17 protein-coding genes are annotated in these 18578 nt (G+C 34.8%); 14 read left to right on the forward strand and 3 right to left on the reverse strand.

What is annotated here, in order from left to right; all coding sequences use genetic code 11:
* The first annotated feature begins 33 nt into the window (after positions 1-33).
* The 12 genes from ISU00_RS12920 to ISU00_RS12975 all read left to right on the forward strand — a co-directional run bounded on the left by ISU00_RS12920 (position 34) and on the right by ISU00_RS12975 (position 13075).
* Entirely contained in the window at positions 34-771 is a 738-nt protein-coding gene (locus ISU00_RS12920; RefSeq protein WP_228851085.1) for a class I SAM-dependent methyltransferase, read from the forward strand.
* A gap of 42 nt (positions 772-813) precedes the next feature.
* Positions 814-1878 (forward strand): glycosyltransferase family 4 protein, encoded by a 1065-nt coding sequence (locus ISU00_RS12925; protein ID WP_228851086.1) that lies wholly within the window; start codon positions 814-816, stop codon positions 1876-1878.
* Positions 1859-2851, forward strand: a complete 993-nt coding sequence (locus tag ISU00_RS12930; RefSeq protein WP_228851087.1) for an FkbM family methyltransferase — start codon at positions 1859-1861, stop codon at positions 2849-2851. The genes ISU00_RS12925 and ISU00_RS12930 overlap by 20 nt, the downstream gene beginning before the upstream one ends.
* Before the next feature lie 2 nt (positions 2852-2853).
* On the forward strand, positions 2854-3459 hold the full coding sequence (locus ISU00_RS12935) for a sulfotransferase family protein (RefSeq protein WP_228851088.1): 606 nt from the start codon (positions 2854-2856) through the stop codon (positions 3457-3459).
* Positions 3456-4523, forward strand: coding sequence for a glycosyltransferase family 4 protein (locus ISU00_RS12940; protein WP_228851089.1), 1068 nt, complete (start codon positions 3456-3458; stop codon positions 4521-4523). The genes ISU00_RS12935 and ISU00_RS12940 overlap by 4 nt, the downstream gene beginning before the upstream one ends.
* Entirely contained in the window at positions 4523-5869 is a 1347-nt protein-coding gene (locus tag ISU00_RS12945; RefSeq protein WP_228851090.1) for a glycosyltransferase family 2 protein, read from the forward strand. The genes ISU00_RS12940 and ISU00_RS12945 overlap by 1 nt, the downstream gene beginning before the upstream one ends.
* Entirely contained in the window at positions 5866-6972 is a 1107-nt protein-coding gene (locus tag ISU00_RS12950; protein ID WP_228851091.1) for a glycosyltransferase family 4 protein, read from the forward strand. Before ISU00_RS12945 ends, ISU00_RS12950 begins: the two co-directional genes overlap by 4 nt.
* Positions 6969-8087 (forward strand): glycosyltransferase family 4 protein, encoded by a 1119-nt coding sequence (locus ISU00_RS12955; protein WP_228851092.1) that lies wholly within the window; start codon positions 6969-6971, stop codon positions 8085-8087. The genes ISU00_RS12950 and ISU00_RS12955 overlap by 4 nt, the downstream gene beginning before the upstream one ends.
* 93 nt (positions 8088-8180) lie before the next feature.
* Complete coding sequence (locus ISU00_RS12960) at positions 8181-8984, forward strand: transglutaminase-like domain-containing protein (RefSeq protein ID WP_228851093.1); 804 nt, start codon at positions 8181-8183, stop codon at positions 8982-8984.
* Positions 8985-8994: 10 nt separating this feature from the next.
* A complete protein-coding gene (locus ISU00_RS12965) occupies positions 8995-10380 on the forward strand; it encodes an O-antigen ligase family protein (protein WP_228851094.1) in 1386 nt (461 codons plus the stop codon).
* Positions 10313-11338 (forward strand): glycosyltransferase family 4 protein, encoded by a 1026-nt coding sequence (locus ISU00_RS12970; RefSeq protein WP_228851095.1) that lies wholly within the window; start codon positions 10313-10315, stop codon positions 11336-11338. Before ISU00_RS12965 ends, ISU00_RS12970 begins: the two co-directional genes overlap by 68 nt.
* 342 nt (positions 11339-11680) lie before the next feature.
* Positions 11681-13075 (forward strand): exopolysaccharide biosynthesis polyprenyl glycosylphosphotransferase, encoded by a 1395-nt coding sequence (locus tag ISU00_RS12975; protein ID WP_228851096.1) that lies wholly within the window; start codon positions 11681-11683, stop codon positions 13073-13075.
* Positions 13076-13259: 184 nt separating this feature from the next.
* Here the strand turns inward: ISU00_RS12975 and lnt are convergent, their stop codons facing one another.
* Both lnt and ISU00_RS12985 read right to left on the reverse strand, forming a co-directional pair.
* Positions 13260-14852, reverse strand: coding sequence for an apolipoprotein N-acyltransferase (gene lnt, locus ISU00_RS12980; protein ID WP_228851097.1), 1593 nt, complete (start codon positions 14850-14852; stop codon positions 13260-13262).
* Positions 14853-14903: 51 nt separating this feature from the next.
* Positions 14904-15974: a putative type IX sorting system protein PorV2 gene (locus ISU00_RS12985; RefSeq protein ID WP_449500879.1), complete on the reverse strand. Its 1071-nt coding sequence runs from the start codon at positions 15972-15974 to the stop codon at positions 14904-14906.
* Between the two features lie 122 nt (positions 15975-16096).
* On the opposite strand from ISU00_RS12985, the gene ISU00_RS12990 reads away from it, so the two are divergent.
* Positions 16097-16864: a CDP-alcohol phosphatidyltransferase family protein gene (locus tag ISU00_RS12990; protein ID WP_228851098.1), complete on the forward strand. Its 768-nt coding sequence runs from the start codon at positions 16097-16099 to the stop codon at positions 16862-16864.
* A gap of 11 nt (positions 16865-16875) precedes the next feature.
* A complete protein-coding gene (locus ISU00_RS12995) occupies positions 16876-17760 on the forward strand; it encodes a DUF808 domain-containing protein (RefSeq protein WP_228851099.1) in 885 nt (294 codons plus the stop codon).
* A gap of 20 nt (positions 17761-17780) precedes the next feature.
* On the opposite strand, the gene lptB is transcribed toward ISU00_RS12995, so the two are convergent.
* On the reverse strand, positions 17781-18524 hold the full coding sequence (gene lptB / locus ISU00_RS13000) for an LPS export ABC transporter ATP-binding protein (protein ID WP_228851100.1): 744 nt from the start codon (positions 18522-18524) through the stop codon (positions 17781-17783).
* Between the last annotated feature and the right edge of the window lie 54 nt (positions 18525-18578).

Genomic DNA, 18578 nt, shown 5'->3' on the forward strand with positions numbered 1-18578 from the left:
GGCGTATCTTGTGTCTCAACTAGTAACTCTATAATGACCTCATACGAATACCTACGTTGGTTTACCTATCCTTTCTTGCCAGTACTCTATATTCGAGTTAGGAATGATGTAAAAAACCTTCTTAAGCAATCAAAAATAGGTTCAAAGGAAATTAATATATTAGATGTTGGGGGTAGGAAATCTCCCTATACCATTGGTATTCCTGCCCAAATTAGTTTAATGGATATTCCGCAAGAAAACGAGACGATGAAATCTTTACATCTCGGATTTACAGATAAGTTGCTGGATGATGTTAAAGAAAGACGATCTAATGTTTTTGATTTAATTATTGAGGATATGACCCAAACAACTCTTCCCCAAAATTCTTATGATGGAATTATTTGTGTAGAAGTGTTAGAGCACGTGGAAAATGATGAAGAATTTGTAAAAAACCTGGCCAAGGTATTGAAACCAAATGGATGGGCTTATCTCACCACACCAAATGGTGATTTTATAAAAAATGAAGGCCCGAATAAAAATCCAGACCATAAACGCCACTATACCAAACAGCAATTAATCGATCTTCTAAAAAGTCATTTTAACGAAGTCGAAGTAAATTATGCGGTTAAAACTGGAAAATACCGAGTTATGGGATTAAAAGGATTCAGAAAAAAGAAACCTTGGCTGCTTTTCAAATCAGTCTATGCAAACCTTGTTAATAGGTGGCAATCTAAAAATGTTTTTGATAAAAGCAATGGAACGGCTCATTTGGTAGCAATTGTATTTAAATGATTTTACCAAAATAGTTACTCTTACTAACTAAGTACTTTAAAATTGGTTAAAAAAACGGTTTATTTCTTTTCGTTTAGTTTAGATGAGAATTCGGCAGCTGATTATTTTATTTCGCTCTGCAACGAATTAGCGAAAGTTCATACCGTTATAATAATTGCGAATAAAGTCAGAAATACGAATGTTCCTCTTTCGGAGAAAATTAAAGTTTTCAAATGGCCTTCAAATAACCCTAGGAAAATTAGGGATTTCTATTTTTTAATTAAGTTGGTTCTCAATTATAAGCCTTCCTTTATGGTATCGATATTTAGTTCGGTCAATATTTTTTTAATTGTAGGTTGGCTTTTTCATGTTAAAAATCGTATTGCATGGATAAGATCGTTAAGTACTCAATTTCATTACAATAAATTTTTGGTTTTTAGAAAAAGCATCATTCTAAGATTGGCTACTAGGGTTTTCGTTAACTCAACTGCGACACTAGAAGATGCAAGTCAATTTTACCAAATTGACAAGCAAAAAATGTCAATAATTTATAACTCTGTGATGGATTATAATTTGGTGGTTGACAATAACATTTCTTATTTGCCTAATAAGATTTTGTATGTTGGGAGATTGCACCATTCTAAGGGAATAGATATTCTAATTAAAGCAATTGCGATCTTAAGATCGGAAAAATTAGAATTAGAGATAATCGGTGCAGGTTCTTATAAGTCTGAATTGAAAAACTTAGTTAAAAATTTAAATCTCGAGGACAAGGTTAATTTTGTGGGTCATAAAAAAAAATCGGAGGTTTTGATTTACTTTAAAAAAGCCTTTTGTACAGTTGTCCCAAGTTTTTCAGAGGCTTTTGGTTATACCATAATTGAAGCAATGAGTATGAAGAGCTGTGTTGTTGGGGCCAACAATACTGGAATTAAGGAGACCATCATACATAATAAAACCGGCTTGTTATTCGAGACAGGAAACCCTACAGATTTAGCCGAGAAGATGTTATACCTTTTAAGAAATAATGCCGTCAGGGATAACTTGGCTAAGGAAGGTTATCTAAGGTTTTTAAGTAAGTATGAAATTAATACTAGATTGTTAGAGGATGTTCAGTTTTATCAATAGAACGAATAGATTAAAATTTAAGTTTGAATTATCCAAAGGTATCTGTGCTATATTACCACCTATTTTTTCTCAATCGGTTAGAAATCGAATCATTTCAATTAAAGAAGGAGAGGTTTTAAAACTCGGCTTTAAAAAGAGATCATTAACTGGTAGCTGTTTTTTTGGAAACACCTCGGATTTTCATGCTTTTAAGTTCGCAATACATGGCTATTTTGATTGGAGAAATATTGTCCTAGCCAAAAAACTTTTTCAAATTAAGCCAGGAAATATTATTGAAGTCGGTGCCAACATAGGTACTGAGACCATATCATATGCCGATATCACAAGTCAATTAAATTATAAAACCTTAGCCTTTGAGCCACTACCTTCAAATTTTAGTATTTTAGAAAAAAACAAGGTTCTTAACAAATTGGATAATCTTGAAATATTTGATTGTTTAGTATCGGATAAAAATGGCTTAATTAATTTTAAAATACCTGCTGGAAACAATTCGGGATCAGGTCATATTGTACAGGATACTGAAAAAACATTAACTGACCTTATTAAAATACCAGTTTCATCATTAGATGAGCTAATTCCTCAAGAAAATATATCAATCATTTTTATTGATGTGGAGGGAATGGAATTTCAAGTCATCAAGGGAGCTTTAAATTTAATTAGAACGAATAGACCGTCAATAGTTCTAGAGGTAAATAGAAAATTTCTAGAAAATAGAGGTCAAACTAGTGTATCAGAATTAATGCAACTATTTAATTCCTTATCCTATAACTGTTACTACATTAATCGATTTTCCATAGAAAGGGTTGACAAAAAAAAATTGAAGGTTAATAAGAATAAGAACTGGATTTGTATTCCAAAAGAAGAATCAAAAACAATAAATAAATTGAGGTATAGTTTATTAAAAATGATGGTAAACCCTTTTACAAATTTTGGAACCATTATTAAGGCATCATTAAGTAAAACGCATTTATAATTTTGAAAATTTTCGTTATAGGCTTTCATAAAACTGGCACTACCTCTTTAGAGTTAGCCCTAAATAGGTTAGGTTTTAATGTTTACGGAGGAGATCAAAAACTGTTAAGCATTAAAAATGTATCTGAAAGGCAGAAATATATTAAAAATATACTGAAGCAATATAATGTCGTTCAAGATATGCCATGGCCCCTGTTTTATAAGGAGCTTTATGAAATGTTTCCAGATTCCAAATTTATTTTAACTTATAGATCTCCAGAAAAATGGATTAAAAGTGTGGTGCAGTTTTTTGCAGGAATAAAATTTCCTTTACATCAAAAAATTTATGGTGTTCCCTGTGCAGCAGGCTATGAAGATATTTACCTCCATAAATATAACGCACATAATCAGGAAGTCTTAGAATTTTTTAATGGCAATTCCAATTTTTTAGTGATGGAAGCAGGTAAAAACTTCGATTATGGAACCCTTTGTGGATTTTTAGAGGTGAGGGCCATTCCTTCTGAGGCTTTTCCTCATGGACGCAACAATTCTAAAAGATTATTGCCAAAATTTAAATGGTATAGGCAATTAAGATCTTATTATTGGAATCTTAAAAAGGGATATAATTGAAAATTTTGCTCTTTTACACCAAAAATCAAGGGTACTTATCCCAGTTTTTTTCAGAGTTTTCGGACTATTTGAGCACACAAGAAAATGAAATTTTTATCTTTTCGTTTAAGCAAAATAATGGTTACAGTCAAAATAGCAATATTCATTTTTATACTAAGAAAAAGAGGGGATTTATTTCAAATTATTTCCAGGTATTCCAAATAGTTAAGAAGATTAGGCCAGATGTAATTATCGCTAATTTTAGTTATGTAAATCCTGCAATTATTTCTGGTTATCTGTTCAATACTAAAACCAAAATTGCTTGGTGTGATTCTTTAATTAAACAATCGGGAGCCAATTGGTTAAATAATAATATCAAACGAATTGTATATAGATATGCGAATTATTTAATTGCCAATTCATATCTCATGCAACAGGAGTTAATCGATATTATTAGGGTAAGGAATGACAAAATAAAAGTCATCCCTTTTTATACCAATATCCATTTGAAAAATAAAGCTACTAAGACAAAACCAAATGACATTTTCAAAATTGGTTGTCCAGGTCGGCTAGAGGAGCATAAAAATCAATTGATAGTTTTGAAGGCCATAAAATTGTTGAATTTTAATTCAAATGCGAAACTGAGGTTGTTTCTAGCTGGTACCGGAAACAAAAAAAAACAGCTAATCCAATATGCGGATGAGAATGATTTGCCTGTGGATTTTTTAGATCAATTGAACTCAGATAAAATATTGGACTTCTATAATGAAATGGATTTAATTGTATTGCCTAGTCTGCATGAAGCCTTTGGATTAGTGGCTATTGAAGCTATGGCACTTGGGAGGCCAGTAATTATCTCTAAAAACTTTGGAGCCTTATCCTTTATAGATCAAAATAAATTTAAATTGGATTCCTTTACTTTCGATCCTTCGAACGTAAAGGAATTAGCTGAAATATTGGAAACATATAAACAAGGAGATGGGCATAATGGTGAATATTTCCAAAATCTTTATAAACAAACCTTTAATAAAGGCCGTATTTTTGAAAGTATTTCAAATATTATTTTATCCGAAACCATAGAATAATGAAGGAAGAACCATTGCTTTCATCACTATTTTTTTTCAAATACCTTCATTCTACCCATTATTTCCGTTTATTAAATATGGATGGTAACTTGGTATTTCCACTATGGGAAAACCTTCCACAGTCCATCAAAGATAAAATTGAACTTTGCCAAGAATTTAAATCTGAGCTATCTAAACGGCATGAGGCCTCGTATCGAACTATTTTAAAAGGTTATTTGGGTGAGGTAGAACATGTAAATAATTTTCAAGAAATACCTTTAGAGGATAATTATAGGTTTTTAAGAAGGTACGTTAGTCCCTTTTGGGTACTATATGTATTGGTTGTTCGCATCTTAAGTTTCCATAATATTTATAAAGAGATTTTGGCTTGGCACCGGTGCAAAAATGAACACCGAATTAATTATTGGGAACAACCTATTGTGCAAGATTATAATAATGAACTAGGAACTGTTTCTGACTCTCAATTAGTAAGTGTGATTATTCCGACACTCAATAGATATGTGTATTTAAAGGATGTTTTAAATGATTTGGAAAATCAAACCTATTCCAATTTTGAGGTAATTGTTGTTGATCAATCCGATAATTTTAATAATAATTTCTATGATCAGTTTAATCTTAATTTAAATATCATTTACCAACAGGAAAAAGAATTATGGAAAGCCCGTAATCATGCAATAAAAATGGCTAAAGGAGATTTTATTTTACTATTTGATGACGATTCTCGGGTTGAAAAGGATTGGATAAAATACCACATAAAAATATTGGAAGATTTTGAAGCAGATATTTCCTCTGGAGTTTCCTTTAGCGTCATTGGTGCTGAAGTGCCCAAACATTATTCTTATTTAAAGATAAGTGATCAATTGGATACTGGCAATGTAATGATCAAGAGGAATGTTTTTAAAAAGATCGGTCTCTTCGATAGGCAGTTTGAAGGACAACGTATGGGAGATGGGGAGTTTGGATGTAGGGCCTTTAAAAATAATTTAAAAAATATTTCAAATCCATTTGCACATCGAATTCATCTAAAGGTTGATTCAGGCGGGCTCAGGGAAAAAGGTAGTTGGGATGCATTTCGCCCCTCTAAGTGGATTGCGCCAAGACCAATTCCATCCGTCATATATTTTTTTAGACGTTATTTCGGACGAAAAGCAACATTGTTTGCACTTCTAAAGAATGTACCTCTTGGCTTGGTGCCTTATCAATATAAACAGAACAAACTAAGATTGATTATATCCATCTTATCATTAATTATTCTGTTCCCCGTTGTGTTGATCCAAGTAATGTGGTCATGGCGTTTAGCATCCTTAAAACTTAAGGAAGGACCTCTTATTGATCAATTGCCATGACCAATACCGAAATTCCGATATTATTAGTAACCTCAGAATTTCCACCACAACCTGGGGGTATTGGTTACCATGCCTATCATCTAGCAACCTTTCTCGAAAGGGATGGTTTTGAACTCACAGTGATAACAGATCAGCGGTCTCTTGATGGTAAACAAGAAGCAACCTTTGATGCTAGTTGTGATTTTAAGATCATCAGGGTAAAAAGGGAAAGACTTATTGCGAAAACCTATTTAACGAGAATAAAGCAGGTTATCCAAAATACATCAAGGAAAACTATAGTAATTGCTTCCGGAAAATTTTCCCTTTGGGTTGTAGCCATGCAATCTCAGTTTAAAAATTGTAAAACAGTTGCAATTCTACACGGCACGGAGGTCAATTTTCAAAATCCCATTTTAAAAAAGTCCATTGATTTTTCTATAAAGCGTTTCGATAAATTGATTGCCGTATCTAATTTTACAAAAAACTTGGTGGCATATTTAAATCTGCCTATTACTGTTATTCCAAATGGAATTGTCTTTAATTATTGGAATATGGATCGAGCCAATACCGCTTTAATATTGAAAGGAAGCCCCATTCTTGTAACAATCGGCCGAATATCTGAACGCAAAGGACAATTTAAGGTGGTGGGTTATTTGCCAGAATTAATTAAATATTGGCCACATATTCAATACCATTGTATCGGTTTAGACAACGAGGGTGGAAAGTTAATGGAGTTGGCTACTACTTTGGGTGTCTGCTCCCATCTCACCATCCACGGTCCTTTGCCTACAAATCAATTAAAAGACTACCTGTCTAAGGCAGATATTGCTCTGATGTTAAGTCAAAATACGTATTCTGGTGATGTGGAAGGTTTTGGTATTGCTGCTTTGGAGGCCAATGCTTTAGGAATTCCAGTTATAGGTTCAAAAGGAAGCGGTTTGGAGGATGCCATAGAGGATTATAAATCTGGTCGATTGGTTGATTCTAGTAATTTTGAAGAAATAAAGGAAGCTATTAATGAAATTCTGAAGAACAGGCCGGTGTATAAACAGAATTCGGTTTTATGGGCAAAACAACATGATTGGTCTAAAATCATTCAACAATATTTGAACGTATTAGAATGAAAACCTTAGCCATTATTTCACATACCGAACATTACCTTAAGGAGGATGGAAGCTTAGTAGGTTTAGCTCCCACGGTTATGGAAATAAATCATCTTTTGGCAATTTTTGATAGAATAATTCATTTGGCCATGTTGCATTCGTCGCCTGCACCCGCCAACACCTTGGCGTATTGCTCAGACCGCATTAAATTTGAAGCCTTGCCTGCTTTGGGAGGTAAAAATGCTGCTTCAAAAATAAAAATGCTGTGGTATGCTCCTAAGGTGCTTTTCAAAGTCCAAAAGGTGTTAAAAAAGGCTGATCTATTTCAGTTTCGGGCACCAACAGGTATAGGTGTATTTGTTATTCCTTATTTATTGCTTACTTCAAAAAGGGGTTGGTTTAAATATGCTGGTAATTGGCAACAAAAGGATATTCCAATTACTTACAACTTTCAGCGTTGGTTATTAAAAAATCAATCCAGAAAAGTAACGATTAATGGAAATTGGGAAAATCAGCCAGTCAACTGCATAACGTTTGAGAATCCTTGTTTGACCCAAGAGGAACTAATTGAAGGAGCCAATCTCGAAAAACATTTTGATCCACAAAATATTTCCATATGTTTTATAGGTCGTTTGGAAAAGGAAAAAGGATTTGATTTGTTTTTAAAAGCCATTCAAAATTTACCCCCGGCTTTTAAAAATCAGATTAGTACTGTTCATATCATTGGTGAAGATCGGAATTTTACTTATGGAGATCTGATAAATAATCTGGGAGTTAAGATTGTAAACCATGGGTTGCTCAAAAGATCGGAGGTTCATAAAATTTTAAAGCAAACGCAGCTTCTAATATTGCCTTCCAAAACTGAGGGTTTTCCGAAAGTATTGGCTGAGTCCTGGAATTATAAATGTTTAACCATAGCATCCGCTATCCCAGGACTTGATGAATATTTTCATCTTCAAATTGCAAGGTGGTTAAAATCTTCCAATTTAAGCGAATTGCAAAAAGCCATTGAAGATATACTTACATTAGGTGAAAATGAATTTAAAACTAGAACAAATTCCCATTTAAACTGGGTCGAAAACTTTACCTATAATAAGTATAATAATCGTATAAAGGAATTGGTTTTAAACGAATAAAACTTATTATTGCAAGAGACTATGGATAGTAAACCCCACCAACTACCCAAGTTTTTAAAATAAGATTCTATAATAGCAGACCTACAGTTACTGATGTTTAAAAAACTGACCTGGCTTTTAAAACGACACCCATTTTTATACCGAACACGGTTCAAATTATTATCCAAACAGGTAACTGAAAAGGATATAGATAACTGCAATTATAATAACGATAATCCCAAAAACAAGATACCAGCTATATATTGGGAAAAAAATAGGGAGATTTTCCATTCAGGTATGCCAACTTCTGATTTTGAGAAAGTTAAGACAATTAGTATATGGCTGCAAGACAATGTTAAAGGAGGCCCTGGCCTTAGCCAACCGTCCGATACTGCATTGAAAATGATGCTGAAGGGGGAAGGTGGGGTCTGTAGTGATTTTGCCCAGGTTTTTAATAATTTTTGTGTCATAAATGATATTAAAGTAAGGGAATGGGGAACTACTAGAATACCATTTACAAAAGAGTTTGGAGGGCATTCCTTTAATGAGGTGTTTATTGCTGAATGGAACCAATGGATGATGATTGACGTATATTACTGTCTGTGGTTTAAAGATTTGGAAAACAATAAATTGTCAACTCTGGGATATTTTAAGTCTCAGCGTTTAAATGTAATCGTTAATGCTGAAATGTATTATCCTAATAAGCGACTTGAGTCTAAAACCCTTGAACGGAATTATTACAAATCCGGTTTATTACCGTTTGTGATTTGTAGGTATGATAATAAAAATTATGATATTCTTTTAAAGAATACTCGTTCTTGGCTGCCGGTATTTATCTCACACTTTTTGATGGTTGTTATTGGGAAAACCTATCATTACCGTTTTCCCTTAGATAACCCAAGTTCTTTATACAGATAGTAAAACTCAAATGAAAAAGGCGGAGATCACATATGGATTGACAATTGGGATTCATGTCATTATAGGAATACTTATTTATTTTAATGAAAGTCTGGCTAAACTTTATTTTTTTGGCGCAGTATGTGTATTTGGATTTAGAATAATTGTTTCTAAACCAAATGATAAAACCTACGAAATTTTGAAGACAGCTGCTTATTTTGTGGGCGCCGAGGTTCTATTAAGAACTACCAAGGGAGCAATTTCCTACGAGGCAGGAAAATATGTCGTTATTTTATTAATGACTATTGGTATGTTTTATAAGGGCATTTCAGGAAAGGCCTATCCTTATATCCTATACATTTTAATGATGGTCCCTTCTATCTTTGTTGCATCTACAACCTTATCTTTCGATGCTAATTTTAGAACGAATATTGCTTTCGTGCTAAGCGGTCCGGTTTGCCTAGGGATTGCAGCTTTATTTCTATACAATAAGGCTATTACAAGACAAAAATTGGATAATGTGATTCTAATGATAGGTCTTCCAATAATTACACATACCACCTATATTTTATTTTACAACCCAACCGTTAAAGCAGTTCTCTCGGGTACCGAATCGAATCGCTCGGCTTCAGGAGGTTGGGGGGCCAATCAAGTATCCTGCATATTAGGGTTGGGCATGTTGATATTTGCAATTCGGTTTTTTAAAAATTCACCCAATTTAAATTTAAAATTACTTAATGCATTTCTGTTTTCCGTTATAAGTTACCGTGCATTAGTTACATTTAGCAGAGGAGGAGTCCTTACGGCAATACTCAGCATTGCTGCATTTTTAGCAATCTACTTTGCCTTTACGACATCAAAAAAGAGAAATGAAATAATCATCGGGGGGCTACTATTCGGCTTTATTACATTTGGTGTATGGACGTATAGTTCTATGCAAACTGATGGATTGCTCGATTTACGTTATGAAAACAGGGATCATTTGGGTAGGGAAAAAGAGGATGTAACTACTGGTAGACTTACACTTTTTCTAGAAGAAATGGAAGGATTTATTCATAATCCTTTTTTTGGTATTGGATCGAGTAGGGCAAAAGATGAACGTGTAGAAATTGAAGGTCAAGGGACTACTTCGCATAATGAAATGAGTAGAACTCTTGCTGAACATGGTTTTTTCGGCATTATTATGATACTCGTTTTGATTTTTAAACCTATATGGTTTAGATCTTTGAATAAAAAGAATGTCTATTTTTATGCCTTCTTAGGCTTTTGGTTTGCTACCATAAATCATTCATCTATGCGAATTGCTGCGCCTGCCTTTGTGTATGCGCTAGCACTTTTAAATGTTGTTAATGAAAAATCTTTTATATATAGGCAACAACCTAGACTACAAACTTCAGAACCCCAGTTACAACAGTAAACTTACTTTATTGTTAGGAGAAGAAGGTTTTAAGGTAACCCTTTCGTCTTCCAAAAGAAATAAAGTTTCCCGCTTGCTAGATATGTTGGTAACGGTCGTTCGGCTCAGAAACCAAACTGATCTTGTGTTGATTGATACCTACAGCACTCAAAATTTTTATTATGCCCTATTTGTGTCTCAACTATGCCGCCTATTAAAACTGCCGTATATCCCAATTCTTCATGGAGGAAATCTACCAAAACGACTAAAGAACAATCCCCATTGGTCTAAATGGGTGTTTAAACATGCGTATACCAATGTGGCGCCTTCTCTTTACCTAAAAGTTGCCTTTGCGGCACATGGTTTTAATAATCTTGAGTTTATCCCTAATACCATAAACATTAAGGAGTACCCATTTACGGTTAGGGAGTTTAATACACCTAAGTTATTATGGGTGCGTTCCTTCTCTAAAATCTACAACCCTATTTTGGCAGTGGAGGTATTTAGAAAAATAAAGGAAAAATATCCAGCTGCCGTGCTCACCATGGTCGGCCCTAATACCGATGGCACTTTGGGAGAATGTGAAGATTTGGCAAACTGCTACGACCTCCCTATAAATTTTACAGGTAAGTTAACCAAAAAGGAATGGGTAGATTTGTCTAAAGGCTATAATATCTTTATTAATACCACTAACGTGGATAATACCCCCATATCAGTTCTGGAAGCCATGGCCCTTGGCCTTCCTGTGGTTTCTACCAATGTGGGCGGTATGCCATTTTTAATAACCGATAATGAAGATGGCCTTCTTGTTCCTCCTCAAGATGTAGCAGCATTTGTAGATGCTATCGAATTGCTGATGTCAGATCACTCTCTCCAGCAACGAATTACAATCAATGCAAGAAAAAAAGTCGAACATTTCGATTGGTCTCACATCCGCCATAAATGGTTAGAGCTTATTGAAAACGCTTCCAAATCTTAATTTTTCTATCATACTTTTTGTTAAGAAAAAGTATCATAAAGAAAAACAATTGAATAACCTAAATTCTTCTAGTCTCGATAGTTATCGGCAATGAACACCCTTTTCAAGAAAAAGTATCATAGAAAATCTTAATGGTCAAAAAAACACTAGGGAAACCATTAAATTGTTCGGACAATATTTCAAAATATCTAAAATTTTCACTTATAAAATGCATATTCAATAAAATGAATATCAATTTGTTGTGAATAACTAACTTGATTCCAATAACGCTAAACTTCTACCTTTAATTTATCAAGCTGTTGCTTAAAACATCCTATCTTTACATAGCCAACCCTGACTACTATGCCTAAACAATCGGGTATTCACTTTGAAATTTCCGAACGCAAAATCCTATTACGGCTTCTGGATATTGTGTTTGTGCTACTTAGTCTCTATACTTTAGAACTTTTTTTTGATTCCGACTATTTTAGGATTACAGATATTCGTCTCGTTTCGGTTGTTGTACTTGTTGGCTATTTGCAAATTTTCGGGACAGTATTCGAGTTATATGACCTGCGGATGGCGAGTAAGTTCGATGTCACCTTCCGTAATCTAGTCTTGACTGTTTCCGTTTCTGTACTGGTTTATTTATTTACGCCAATTCTTACACCCTTTTTACCAATAAACAGGATTCAGGTACTCTATTTTTATTTGGCTATTCTTGCCGGTTATATGGCTTGGCGATTGGCATATCATTTTGTTATTGCTTCACCTAGGTTTTATAAAAAAGTACTTGTAGTAGGTGAAGTCTCAGATTTGCAGAATCTTATAGGGCCTTTGCGCGAAGCGGATCCCAATTACCATATTGTGGGTTTTATCAATTGTGAAAGGGAACATAAAGATCCTATTCGTTTCAAGGGGTTGAAAGAATTTAAACAGGAGGAATTACTTGAGGTCATAGTCAACCAAAAAATTTCTGAAATCGTAGTGGCTACCTATAACTCGGAAAACATTACTAATGATATTTATAGTGACCTTATTACTCTATTAGAGGCCGGTTTTACCATACGTGAATACACTCAGGTATTTGAGGAAATTACCCATCGAGTTCCTGTTCAATTTGTTGGTAAGGACTTTTACAAATATTTTCCATTTAGTAGGAGTAACCAAAATACGGTATATCTCTTCTTTCAAAGATTAAGTGAAATTTTGTTATCAATATTGGGTCTTATTATCTGTGCCTGTCTAATCCCCTTTGTGTTAATAGGTAACGCAATAGCCAATCGTGGTCCATTATTTTATAGGCAGGAAAGGGTTGGAAAAAACGGTGCGACCTTTAGCATTGTCAAATTCCGAACCATGAGTCCAAATGCTGAAAGTAATGGTGCCCAATGGGCAGAAAAGGATGATCTTCGTGTTACTCCTTTTGGAAAATTTCTAAGGCGAACACGTATAGATGAATTTCCACAGTTTATAAATGTGCTTAAAAATGAAATGAGTGTCATAGGCCCTCGACCCGAGCGCCCATATTTTGTAAAGGAACTGTCTATGATTATCCCGTTTTATGAAACAAGGCATATTATAAAACCTGGACTCACTGGTTGGGCACAGGTATCTAGTCGGTATGGTGGTACCGTTGATGAATCCTTGGTAAAATTACAATACGATTTGTACTACATTAAACACCGGAGTTTTTGGCTAGATCTGAACATACTGGTTAAAACCTTCAGCACTATTCTCTATTATCGCGGGCAATAAATAAATTTGAGTTCAATTTTAAAATTATTCTTTTTGCGAAGTTGGATATTACAATGTAAGGGGGTTGTCATTCCAAACGAGGCACGAGAAGGAATCTCCTAAATTGGGAATTTTTCATCCTTGATCAGTAAAACAAACGAATAGGATTGTACCGGCAGTTCATCAAAATTAAAATCAGCTTAATTTATAAAATCGTTCTTGGTCTTCTAAACCAAGTGATTAATCCAAGTAACAGGCAGATAAACAGAGCTATTCTGGCTATATAATCTCCCGCAAGTGTATAAAATGTAAATTCTTCATTCGTGTGAAGAGTCCCGCTTAAAGCGCCTTTAGTATCATAGGGAAGGGAGGAGGTAATATCCCCCTTTTGATTGATCATGGCCGAAATACCGGTATTGGCGCTTCTTCCAATTGGCCGTCTAGTTTCAATTGCACGCAGTCTAGCGTAGCTTAAATGCTGTTTATGGCCTTGAGTATTATTCCACCAGGCATCGTTTGTAATAATAGTTAAAAAGTTGGCCCCGTTTCGCACATAACCTGTTACAAATTCACCATATACTGATTCATAACAAATGATTGGTGCCGCCATAAATTCTTTGTCTGCCGTAGTAAATACCGATCGATTCTCTTGGGTAGTTTTCATTGCCACTGTTCCTCCTAAATCAATCATGGCATCTCCAACCAATGGTTTCAAAATAGATTGGTATGGCAAATCTTCTATGCCCACTACCAATTTCGATTTATGATAAAACTGTGTAGAATCTTTAGAATTGATGAGGATGGCCGAATTGTAATCGTTATACCAAATGGAGTCCCTATAATAATTGGACTTTGCAGAAACTTTGTTTGGATCAGTAATAAAATCTATAAAGGATACACCAGTTAGCAAATTAACCTGTGGGTGTTCTAGGACATATTTGTCTAATTGGTATTTAAACAATGCATTTTCCAGTTCTCTTAATTTCACATTATAGGCGAATACGGTTTCTGGAGCCAAAATGAAATCAGTAGAATCAGTTACCTTCGAATCTGAAAGTTCTATAAAAAGCTCTGCTATTTGATTGTTAGGGATGTTATATTTCTCATCATAGGGGTCGATATTGGGCTGCAATGCAATAACATTCACTTCTTTGCCAGTTTCCTCATAGCTGAAATATATAAACAGTGAAATGAGTATAGGAACAATAATTAGTGTAAGTGCCCATATTCCATAGCTTTTTAAAAGCTTTTTACTGTTCTGTAAATTAAAATGCAGGGTGCCATAGAAAAGAATCACATTAACTATAAGTACCCATAATGTGCCTCCAAAAGTGCCTGTATATTCATACCATTGGATCCATTTATAATGTTCAGAAAAAGCATTTCCTAGATTCAACCACGGCCAGGAAAAATCCCAATGTAAATGCAGATATTCAAATGATATCCAAATGCTAATAAAAAAGAGGCAACTCTTCCAAAGTGAAGTCCGTTTGGCGACTGTATGGTAAAGTACCATTACGATTGCCATAAGCATGCTATTCACTAAAATTGCGAATGCTGCCCCAAACTCACTTGCAAAACGTAACCAACTTGTAGTTACAAAATTCCAAATTAAAAAAGTTAGGTAGCTATATCCAAATATCTGCCATTTCTTAAGGCGAGTATCAGAATTTCTAACAAAGAATTCAACAATGAGTAAAGGAATAAACGCGACAAACAACAACAATGGTTGTCCATAAGTAGGCCAGGAGAGGGCAAATAAAAATCCTGATAAAAGCGCGAGTAAAAATCGATTCATATCGGCTTTAGCTTAGGTTTAGGTATTGTAAATATAAGGGTATTGCTAGCATTATCTAAATATGCTGAAATCTAATTTTAAAGAAAAGATATTGGAATAAAGCGCTGCACTTTGGTCGCCTATATCTGTAAATGCGTAATCTATCTGAATACCTTTGTACTTAAATCCAACGCCAAAATTGGGTTGGAATGTCATATTTTCTGAATTGTCTAGCGGTAATTCATTTTGAAAATTCCCCACCCCTAACCTTAGAAATACCATATCAATATATCCAAATTGAAACCCTAGGGCAGGATTGATGCTGGCAAAAGAAGTCGATATGATGTCGTTTGTTTCGGTAAAGCGAACATTTAAATCAAAAGATGCCAATAGCGCATAATCGTAATGAAAGACCATGCGTTTAGAAACCCCTATTTGAAGTTTTGGGATAGTCAACTCTGTACGCTCAGGAACCGTTTGGTTTTGACCTTCAATTGCATTTTGGATATCTTCTAATCGATCTTCATCAAAACGCCAAGCATTAAATGTGGTAGTGATGTCCCTTGCCATAGCACCAAATTTCCATTCGTTACCAAAGTCTATTTGAATACCCGCATCTAGGCCAAATCCCCAAGAGGAGGCAAAGTCTCCGATAACTCTGCGTATAACTTTTGCATTGACACCATAGCTAATCCCTTGAACTTTTAAATTACGTGCATAACTAAACGTTAGACTATAATCTGCAGTTGAAAATAACTTTATCCGATCGTAGTTGATATTCCCTTGCTCATCAATAAGCTGAGTGGTGTCTAAAATATCGTCTACACCAAAACGTATCAATGAAATACCTACTGCACTGCGATCGTCTAACGGCATGGCAAAGCCTATATAATTATAGTTGGCAATGTTGGCAAAATAACTGCTGTGCATCAGAGCCAATTGGTTGTCTTCCATTTTTAGGAGTCCAGCTGGGTTCCAATAACCAGAATTAACGTCTCCGGTATGACTAACCACAGCATTGCTCATTCCCAAGGCCGCAGCATCAACACCAATATTCATAAATTCATTGGAATACTTCCGGGTGGTTTGGGCAAAGGAAAGGCTTATAAAAAGCAGGGAAAAGAGCCTCAGAAATACGTTCAATCAGCAAAATTTTTACAAATATGCATATTATTTTCAATCTTTTAAACTGAAAAAGGACGTACTTATTGCGTTTGCGATGTTTCTAGTAGCTAGAGTTTCCTATTTTTACACTAAAGATAATTATGCGAGTAAAAGCCCATATTCCAAATGCCGTAACCCTTCTAAATCTGCTATCTGGTTGCATAGCTGTTTTATTTGCGGTTTCCAATAATTTTATTTGGGCGGCCTGTTTTGTGTTTATAGGTATTTTCTTTGACTTTTTTGATGGTTTTCTAGCGCGTAAATTGGGTGTTCAAGGACCCTTAGGACTTCAATTAGATTCGCTCGCAGATGTGGTGACATCTGGAGTTGTTCCTGGAGTGGTTATGTATAAAATGTTAGCGTTGTCGCTATCCGTTCCTGCCACTACTGAAATCGATGAATGGAATGTACTTTTTACTGAGGCGATTAACTGGCGTCATGTGGTGCCTCTTTTTGGTTTGTTTATAACCTTAGCTTCAGCCTATAGATTGGCACGTTTTAATATTGATGAAGATCAACAATCGTTTTTTAAAGGTCTACCGACGCCTGCCAATTGTCTGTTTATTATTTCTATACCGTTGATTTTAGAATTTGAATATTTTCCATTGGCGTCAAAATTACTTTTGAATCCTTGGTTTCTAATATTCATTACAATATTAAGTTGTTATATATTGAATGCTTCAGTCCCATTATTCGCATTGAAATTTAAAAACTACGGTTGGAAGGGTAATGAATTTCGTTATATCCTAATTATAACAAGTGTTATACTATTGATAACCTTGCAATTTGCAGCAATTCCATTACTAATTATACTTTATATTATTCTTTCGGTTATTAGCAACCAAATGGTAACTAAATCGAAATCCTAATAGATTAATCAATGGCTTCAGGTTTTTTCGCATTATTAGATGATATAGCATCCATTATGGATGATGTTGCCACTATGGCAAAGATAAGTACCAAAAAAACGGCTGGAATTTTAGGAGATGATTTGGCAGTCAATGCTGAAAAAGCATCCGGTTTTGTTTCCTCTAGGGAATTACCGGTTTTATGGGCTATTACCAAAGGATCCTTCCTAAATAAATTGATTATACTTCCGATCGCCTTTCTTTTAAGTGCCTTCGTTCCGGTAGCCATAAAAATTATTCTGGTTATTGGAGGTTTGTATCTTGCTTATGAAGGTGCTGAAAAAGTGTATCATTATTTAGGGAAACACGACGAGCACAAACATGTTGATTTAAATGAAAACCTTACTAAAGAACAAGTACTAGAAAAAGAGAAGGAAAAAATTAAGTCTGCAATTCTTACCGATTTTATTCTTTCCGTAGAAATCGTAATTATCGCTCTCGGTACTGTGATGGAAGAAACACTTACCATCCAAATATTAGTGGTATCTATAGTTGCAATTATTGCTACCATTGGGGTTTATGGCATTGTAGCCCTAATTGTACGAATGGACGATTTAGGAATTAGATTGATCAATTTTAATGATAGGGATAAAAGCTTTACGGACAGCATTGGCAACTTTTTAGTAAAAGCCTTGCCTAAGATTGTAAAGGGGCTATCGGTAATTGGAACTATTGCCTTACTCTTGGTTTCAGGCGGAATATTTGCTCATTACGTCCCATTTCTGCATCACTTTTTAGAATCTTGGCCTTCTATCCTTAGGGAATTTGTAATGGGTGTTTTGGTTGGAGCTTTAGTGCTCGTTTTGGTTATGCTCTTTAAGAAGATTTTTAACCTAAATAAAAAGAAAGGGCATTAAGTTAAAAAGTAGTGTCTGAATTAATCAGTACGGATTTTCTTTTTGCGCAACTCGAAGTTCTGCCCAAGATATACTTTCCTAACCATTTGGTCATTTGCCAAGTCTTCAGGCACACCCGCCTTAAGAATACTGCCTTCAAACATTAGGTAAGTGCGATCAGTAATCGCCAATGTCTCTTGTACGTTATGGTCAGTAATTAAAATACCAATATTCTTTTTTGTCAATTGAGCGACTATCCGTTGAATGTCCTCAACAGCTACGGGGTCAACTCCAGCAAAGGGTTCGTCCAAGAGAATAAAATTAGGATCTGTTGCCAAAGCCCTCGCAATTTCAGTTCGTCTACGTTCCCCCCCAGACAATAAATCTCCACGGTTTTTACGTATATGGCCTAAACTAAACTCTTCTATAAGGGATTCCATTTTTTCAACTTGGGCTTTCTTGCTGAGGTTAGTCATTTGAAGGACACTGAGGATATTATCTTCAATACTTAATTTCCTGAAAACAGAAGCCTCTTGTGCTAAATACCCAATTCCATTCTGAGCCCTTCTGTACATGGGAAATTTGGTAATCTCTGTATTGTCAAGATAAATTTTACCGCTATTGGGTTTAATTAACCCCACTATCATATAAAATGAAGTGGTTTTTCCTGCCCCATTCGGACCTAATAAACCTACAATCTCACCTTGGTTTACTTCCAAGGAAACACTTTTAACCACGGTGCGACCGCCATATGTTTTAACAAGATTTTCGGCTCTTAACTGCATAGAATTAAATTGAACTCAAAAATAAGGATTCTCAAATTAGCCTTATCTTTTTAT

Source organism: Aegicerativicinus sediminis, assembly GCF_015476115.1.
GTDB lineage: Bacteria > Bacteroidota > Bacteroidia > Flavobacteriales > Flavobacteriaceae > Aegicerativicinus > Aegicerativicinus sediminis.

Coding starts and splice junctions, on each gene's coding strand:
- ISU00_RS12920 (WP_228851085.1), top strand. CDS start 34: ATGACCTCATACGAATACCTACGTTGGTTTACCTATCCTTTCTTGCCA.
- ISU00_RS12930 (WP_228851087.1), top strand. CDS start 1,859: ATGTTCAGTTTTATCAATAGAACGAATAGATTAAAATTTAAGTTTGAA.
- ISU00_RS12945 (WP_228851090.1), top strand. CDS start 4,523: ATGAAGGAAGAACCATTGCTTTCATCACTATTTTTTTTCAAATACCTT.
- ISU00_RS12950 (WP_228851091.1), top strand. CDS start 5,866: ATGACCAATACCGAAATTCCGATATTATTAGTAACCTCAGAATTTCCA.
- ISU00_RS12955 (WP_228851092.1), top strand. CDS start 6,969: ATGAAAACCTTAGCCATTATTTCACATACCGAACATTACCTTAAGGAG.
- ISU00_RS12960 (WP_228851093.1), top strand. CDS start 8,181: ATGTTTAAAAAACTGACCTGGCTTTTAAAACGACACCCATTTTTATAC.
- ISU00_RS12965 (WP_228851094.1), top strand. CDS start 8,995: ATGAAAAAGGCGGAGATCACATATGGATTGACAATTGGGATTCATGTC.
- ISU00_RS12970 (WP_228851095.1), top strand. CDS start 10,313: ATGAAAAATCTTTTATATATAGGCAACAACCTAGACTACAAACTTCAG.
- ISU00_RS12975 (WP_228851096.1), top strand. CDS start 11,681: ATGCCTAAACAATCGGGTATTCACTTTGAAATTTCCGAACGCAAAATC.
- lnt (WP_228851097.1), bottom strand. CDS start 14,852: ATGAATCGATTTTTACTCGCGCTTTTATCAGGATTTTTATTTGCCCTC.
- ISU00_RS12990 (WP_228851098.1), top strand. CDS start 16,097: ATGCGAGTAAAAGCCCATATTCCAAATGCCGTAACCCTTCTAAATCTG.
- ISU00_RS12995 (WP_228851099.1), top strand. CDS start 16,876: ATGGCTTCAGGTTTTTTCGCATTATTAGATGATATAGCATCCATTATG.
- lptB (WP_228851100.1), bottom strand. CDS start 18,524: ATGCAGTTAAGAGCCGAAAATCTTGTTAAAACATATGGCGGTCGCACC.